Genomic DNA, 6,579 nt, shown 5'->3' with positions numbered 1-6,579 from the left:
TTGGAGACACGCTGACCAAGAGGATTGTAGGTGTAGGTAGCGACATCCGCGCCTCCCCGATTCACCAGGCTCAGGCGATTCCGGAGGTCGTACGAGAAACTGTAGCTCTCTCCCGAAGACACCATGGAGGTGAGGTTTCCAATCGAATCGTAAGTGCGGGCCGTACCACCGCCGATCGACGCGAGCCGATGTGTTCCCGGCTGGTACGTATACGCACCAGCACCGTTGCCGATACCCGTCTTGGTCAGCCGGTCTCCACTGGCGTTCCACGTGAACGACTGCCCCTGGGTCCCGATCGCAACCGCGGATAGGCGCTCAGCCTTGTCGTGCACAATTTTCTCGCCGGACACCGCCCCACCTCCCATAACCTGGGCGTACCCAAGCGGCAGACCGGAAGCATCCCGACTTATCCCAAGCTGGATGGCCGGGGAATTGATGGCCGTCAACCAATAGTTCGCGTCGTAGACGCGACTCACTACCTGTGTCCCGCCCAGCGAATAATTCTCGACCGGGCCAAAGGGAAGGTATGTCACCCCGCTAACGAGGACCTGGGCGGGCGCGCCTGCGGCCTCCATGCGGATAGACGCGATGCGTCCGTTGGCATCGTACGAAGACACCAAGAGCGTGCCTGAAGGGAGCGACGTGCTTGAGACACGGTCGGCCAGCGTATAGGTGTATTCGACGGTATCGCTGGTACCTCCGGAAAGGACCTGGGTCTTCCTGGTGACATTGCCACGCCGGTCATAACAGTACGTCGTCGTGCTTTGTCCATCCATCATGCGCGTGCGACGACCGATGGGAAACGAGGCAGGGCAGCCGGTGACACTCGCGGGCTCGTCGTAGAAGTACGACTCGTCCATCGCGGCTGTCCCGGACTTGATCGTGCGCGGGCGGCCCAACGCATCAAACGCATAAAGCTTCACGATGCCGCGCGCGTCCGTGCTCGTCTGCAGATGCCCCGTGGCATCGTAGACTCCCGCCAGACTTCCCGCGTCCGGACTGCTTTCGCTCACGGGCCGCCCAGACGCGTCGTATGCGAACTGCGTTACCAGCTGACCCGGATCGACGATCGACGCGAGACGACTGGCAGCGTCCCAAACGAATTTGGTACTGCCTCCGTCGGTTCGGGTGCGCGTGATCGGGCGCCGCATCGGATCGAACGTTGAAGTGACGACACGGTTGAGCGGATCGGTAACCTTGGATTCGTTACGATCGGCGTCGTGCTCGAAACGCGTAACCTTGCCCTGGGCGTTCACCACGGTCAACAACTGGTTCAACGCATCGAATGTTCGGTCAACCTTCCTCGCCACGGTGGCGCCATCGGCCCGCACATTCGTCTCATGAAGACGATTTCCCTCACCGTCGAGCACGTAATTCAAGCTGCCGCCGCTCGGCTCCACCAGTCGAACCAACCGGTCGGCACTGTCATACGACAGATCGGTCCGTACGCCGTCCGGATCGGTACTCGAAATGACGTTACCCGCGAAGTCATAACTCAGAGTTGTCACAGCATCGGCCGCTGACGCCGACCCGTCCGCGTTTGCCCGTACCGTGCTGCCGGTAGGCCATCCCCGAGCGTTATACGTGAAGTCGGTGATCACGCCGTTGGGATCCCTTCGGCGAATAAGGCGGTCCATGCTGTCGTACGCCACGTTCGTGGTCACGAAACCCATCGCATTCGTTACGGACGCGACCCGGTTTGTCGCATCGTAAGTTGTCGTCGTTACGCCGCCATTGGGCGCGATGCGCTGCGTCTCGCGGCCTTCGATGTCGCGGACCCAGCGAGTGACCTCGCCGGTCGGTGTGGTCTCGGCCTTAAGCTTGTCGTTCGCGTAGTAAGTGAACCTGGTCACGCCGCCATTGGGATCGGTCGCGGAAATCAACTTCCGACCCGCGTTGAACGCGTAGCCAGTGACCGCTCCGGTGCGATCACGATGCGCCACTTTGTCCAGCTTATCGTAGGTTTCTTCCTCGAACGTATTGTCCCAAAAGGTCGTACGAACGAGGCGGTCGAGATTGTCATAAGTGAAGCTCGTGGTAAAACCCGCCGCATCTGTCTGCGAGGACATTCGGCCCACACCGTCATGGGTGAACGTCGTGACCTTTCCGTTCCGATCTTTTTGGGACGTGAGGAAGCCGCTACTGTCATACGTCCAGTATGTGGTGTTGCCCAACGCGTCACGCTCACTGAGTTTCTGCCCAGCGGGGTTGTAGGTGTATGTGGTGGTGTGACCCAGTTCGTCGGTAAAGGTAAGCGGCTCGTGCTGCGCATTCCAGGTGAAGGTTTCAGTGGCGTCGTAACCTGGACCTTGCCGACGAATAGTCAACGCATCCTGGCCGTTGGGCGCGTAGGTATACGTTGTTACCAAGCCATCGGGTTGTACGACCTGGATGGGTTTGGCGAATTCGTTATAGGTGTTCGTCGAAAGCTGGGTGCTGCCGTCCGCACGAAGCCGAGCCGTCGCCGCTGGCTTATTCAGGTAGCCGGATAACCCACCCTGGGCCCCTGGATAATTGTTCCAGATGCGGTTCTCCAGCGGGTACTTGGTGCTCTCAAGGGCATCGGAGGTCGTATTCGAGAAGCCACCAAGATTCTTGTGTTCCCAATGAAAGATGCGCGCCTTGGTGTAATCGTTCGGCGCATCGCTCATCGCCTGCGCATCCCAATAGAACGTGTTGCGGGCGTTGATGTAGGAGTTGAACGCGGAAACACCGCTTGGAGTCGCGTTCTCACTGAACGGAATTCCCGGCGCGCCCTGAACAAACTGGTAGCGAGACTGCCGACCCAGGGCATCGGTTGTCACCAGATCGTAGTTGTAACCACTCTCTGTGTACGCAAAGGTGCTCGTTCCGTAAGGAGTGGTCAGCGAGCCTACTTTGCCGTTCGGCGCATAGCCGACGGTCGAGTTCAGGCCGATGGAGTCGGTAATCGAATTCACCCGACCAGTCGCGTCATAGCCAATGCTTGCAGTGCGTCCGAAGGGGTCGCTTACCGAGGTGATAAGCAGCGGAGAGGCCGAATTGTTATACGCAAATGTCGTGGATCGTCCCAAGGCGTCCAGCAGCGACTTTATGCGTCCCGTCGCGTCGTACAGCACAGTAACCCTGTTGCCGGCCGGATCAACCCGCTCCGTGAGAAAGATACGCCGTGGTGCCGCTGTGCTCGTGTCCGACTGGGCGAATACCTCGATGCTACCGTCCGCGAAGCGGCGCTCGTAGCGAATGGGGGATGCGCTCACGCGGACGAGGTGCGCGCCGTCCTGCGGCTCCGGTGCGAACGCACCCGTGGACGCGTTGTAGCCGCTGTAGCTACGCGCCTGGCCGTCCGGAAGGTAGAGCGACACGCCCGAGCCTGGGGCGTTGGGATTGTCGCTGACGTATTCGATCCAGTTTAAGGTCCAGCCGGTTCCGAGGTTGGCATAAGTGAAGGTGGCCGGCTGGTCACTATCTTTCTGGTTGTAGGTCAATGTGACATCGACGGCGGGTCCCTTAGGCGACTCGTACCGCAGTGGCGTATCCGTAAGCACCAGGCCCACAAGGTTCGGATTCACCGCGAAGGTCGGCATGCCATCGCTTGAGCCACCTGCGGGGCCGGACGCATTCAGCCCGTTCGTACCCCATTGACCGCCACCTTGCGGTCCGCCGGAGGATCCCCCTGCGCCAGAGCAGCACGATAGCGGCGGCTTTGCTTGCGGATCCGGACCCGTAGTGATTCCCGCACTGGCCGATGTGGCCGTCGCGGCAATGGCAATAGCAAGAAGGAGGCGCATGGCAGGCATTGGCTCGGTGTCCATCTCAGATCCTTATGGGTGGAAACGGCTTACGGCGCGTTAGCGGGGTGCAGGGTTTATCGGAACAAGCGTATTGACGTCGATCACTCGACCGCCGGAACGTACTCGAGGCGGGCTTAAGCTCATTTCCGCACCGGATACCTTGTCGAACGCACCCGATTTGTAGCGTTCGACGCACTTCGTATCACCGGCGCGGCAAAGGATGGCGACGCAACCATCGATGGACCAGAACGTCGCTGCTACCGGATCTGCCGGTGGCTTCTCGAAGGCGCCGTGGTGGGGTGCGTATCGGACGAAATCACCCGGTTGAATGGGTGCGGCCACCATCTCGGCCCGGCTCATGTTGACTGCCGTAAGGCGGTCACCGAGATCGATAACCAGTGTCTGAATCTCGTTCGCAAAGCGGACGTCCGATGACGGCAGCGACTTCCATCGCCCCTTCGTGCGCATTTCACTGAACAGTTCCCGTGACTGCACCGTGCTCGCGACCGACGCGACTTTTCCCACCAGGAGATACGGCATTGCGCCCTCTGCCGGTAGACCACACGAAAAGTCCACGCAGGTGGCCGGGGATTGCCTCGCGTGCGCCGCGCTTAGAATGACGATCAACATGCCAGCGCCACACAGCTGCAGCGCCCGAGCGGGAAGTCGGCGAAACAAGGGCGCCCCCTGAAATGGCGGATGGGATGGGGCGATAGTACGCAGTGCATTCGCAAGGAAATGCGAAGCGGATCTCGGTTTCCTGTAGGGGTAGCCCTACACCATTTCGGCAGCCCGCAATCCGTCTAACGGGCGAACGGCGAGTAGCGCGAGCCCTTGGAGAAGCAGGATGTATCGGTGGGTTGAGACGTATGGCCCAGGTCAGCTCAGCGGGACGAGACGCCTGAAGCCATGCTTCAAGGGAAGTCCGGGAGTTTCAACCGTAGCGTCCCGTACCCAAGATCACGCACGCGCTTCATGACCGCCGGGAAAAGCACCGAAGGGTCCGCGTCGACCGCGTTTATAAATTCCAGGTCCCCCCGCATTAGATCGAGCTCGTCCTTCAGAAGCGAATGAGCCGAACCATCCGACTGCCGAACGAAGAGATCAATCGTGTCCGTCTGTGCAGTGACGGAATCGATGATGAGTTCGATGTCTCCGCTCTCGACAAAGCCCAGAACGTTGCACGCAATATCCACCGCATCGATAGCGGCCGACGTGTAGCCGGAGTCATGCCGGCCTTCAGAATCCGGCATAACACGCTCGCACTCCGCAATGGATACGAACTTGGCCACGTCGGCAGGACTACCCTCCAGCACCGCCCAGCACCGAGCAACGGCCGCGCGCATGACGCCGCCRCCAACCCACCCCGTGTCACATTGGAACTGAAAGAAGGCCGGCATGGCTCGCTCAAGCAAGCAGATGCCGAAGGCCAGGACCTTCGCGTCACCAAGCTCCCTGATGCCGGCTGACAGTTGGTCAATCTCCGACAGCTCGCTCATATCTTCGTCCCGACCATTGAAGTCACTTGGCGCCGCATGCGTCGTCACCGCCTCGGCTCACGGAGGCCTCGTCCTCAAGGTGCCACCGTGTTGATCCAGTCCTCCATCGCCTTCCCCCATGGACTCTCTTGAGGGCACCGCAGATCCTCCTTTCCGCGCATCTGGCAAGCCCTCAGGCTCGACACAATGGCCGCGACGGCGGCTCGCTGGTCTTCAGAATAGGACGTGAAGACATGCACCGTGTCGACCTCGCGACTCTTTGAAGCGATAACGATGTCCGCCCTGATGAGATCACCCCTCCTCTCCAGAAAGCCACTCATCGTGGCGATGGAGGAATCCAGCTTGATGGAAGGAACGCCAGCCGGTAGCTGAGGTGCCATGCCCACGTAGACCGAAAGGATATCCTTCCCCGACGACTGTACGGTGTAGATGCCAAAATCGGCGGGGACGTGGTAGCTGACCGACATATCGTTCGGCAGTCGCATACAGGCCGACGACATGTAGACATCGCAGGGATACTTCCAAAGATCTTTCTCGGCCGCACGTACGCTTCCAAGCGTGCAAACGCAGATGAAAAGAATGCACGCCAGCCTCTTTGTAAATGCCATACGTCATTGCTCCAACGGGTCTGGTGCTGCCAATCGGTAGGGACCTATCCTTGGCGCCAGCTGCTGCCAGAACATCTACGGAGACCTGCGATGACATTCCCTAAGCGCTTCATACTCGGCTTCGCCACGCTTGTCACCCTGCCCTCAGCGTACGCCTTCGATAAGCAGGAGGGTCCGGCCATTCGAGGACGCACCTCCAACGATGCCGATGCCGTCTATCAGTTCGATGCCAGCGTGCCGGGCGCAGGCGGAAGCGACCTGTCCATCCGCTGCGTCGAAGCTTGCAAACGGAGTGCTCGGCCCTATCGGGAGCACGTCGGAGCCTCCCCGACCTACGTGATGCTGCCAAAGGATGGATCCACCCGCTTCATCAGCGTCTGGACCACTGGCTCCGCCTACCGGGTCATGGTGTACGACGTGGCCGGCCCGAACGTCGTCAAAGTGCTGGAGCACGGCTCGCGCAACCCGCCGTCGTCGACGGGGATTGACGAGCAAGGCAATGAGTTCTTCACCCTATGCGACGAAGACCACGGCTGCAGCGAGTATCACTGGCGGGGCGGACGTTATGAGGTCACGGCCCAGCCGCACTGAAAGTCATCAACCACGATCGAATCATCGACGGCCACCCCATTCCCGTCGCGAGTGCTTCCACTGCGCTCGCCGTGTACGGTGAAGACACAATGCTCGCCGACGCGGGGT

General features: G+C 60.3%; 4 protein-coding genes and 1 pseudogene. 1 reads left to right on the top strand and 4 read right to left on the bottom strand.

The window, feature by feature from the left end; translation table 11 throughout:
• The 4 genes and pseudogenes from AC1DT2_RS13430 to AC1DT2_RS13415 all read right to left on the bottom strand — a co-directional run.
• Window positions 1–3,566, bottom strand: a pseudogene (locus tag AC1DT2_RS13430) (hypothetical protein); the annotation flags it as partial.
• 264 nt (window positions 3,567–3,830) lie between these two features.
• The gene (locus AC1DT2_RS13425; RefSeq protein ID WP_477296782.1) at window positions 3,831–4,403 is read right to left on the bottom strand and encodes a hypothetical protein; all 573 of its coding nucleotides are present in this window, start codon (window positions 4,401–4,403) and stop codon (window positions 3,831–3,833) included.
• Between the two features lie 284 nt (window positions 4,404–4,687).
• On the bottom strand, window positions 4,688–5,272 hold the full coding sequence (locus tag AC1DT2_RS13420) for a DUF416 family protein (RefSeq protein ID WP_477296781.1): 585 nt from the start codon (window positions 5,270–5,272) through the stop codon (window positions 4,688–4,690).
• Between the two features lie 74 nt (window positions 5,273–5,346).
• Window positions 5,347–5,880 (bottom strand): hypothetical protein, encoded by a 534-nt coding sequence (locus AC1DT2_RS13415; RefSeq protein ID WP_477296780.1) that lies wholly within the window; start codon window positions 5,878–5,880, stop codon window positions 5,347–5,349.
• Between the two features lie 90 nt (window positions 5,881–5,970).
• Here AC1DT2_RS13415 and AC1DT2_RS13410 point away from each other — a divergent pair, with 90 nt between their 5' ends.
• Window positions 5,971–6,471: a hypothetical protein gene (locus AC1DT2_RS13410; RefSeq protein ID WP_477296779.1), complete on the top strand. Its 501-nt coding sequence runs from the start codon at window positions 5,971–5,973 to the stop codon at window positions 6,469–6,471.
• The last annotated feature ends 108 nt before the right edge of the window (window positions 6,472–6,579 follow it).

It is taken from the genome of Luteibacter sp. P4_E6 (assembly GCF_056401535.1).
Note: the sequence above shows the minus strand (reverse complement) of the source record. Positions and strands in the feature narration are given on the sequence as shown.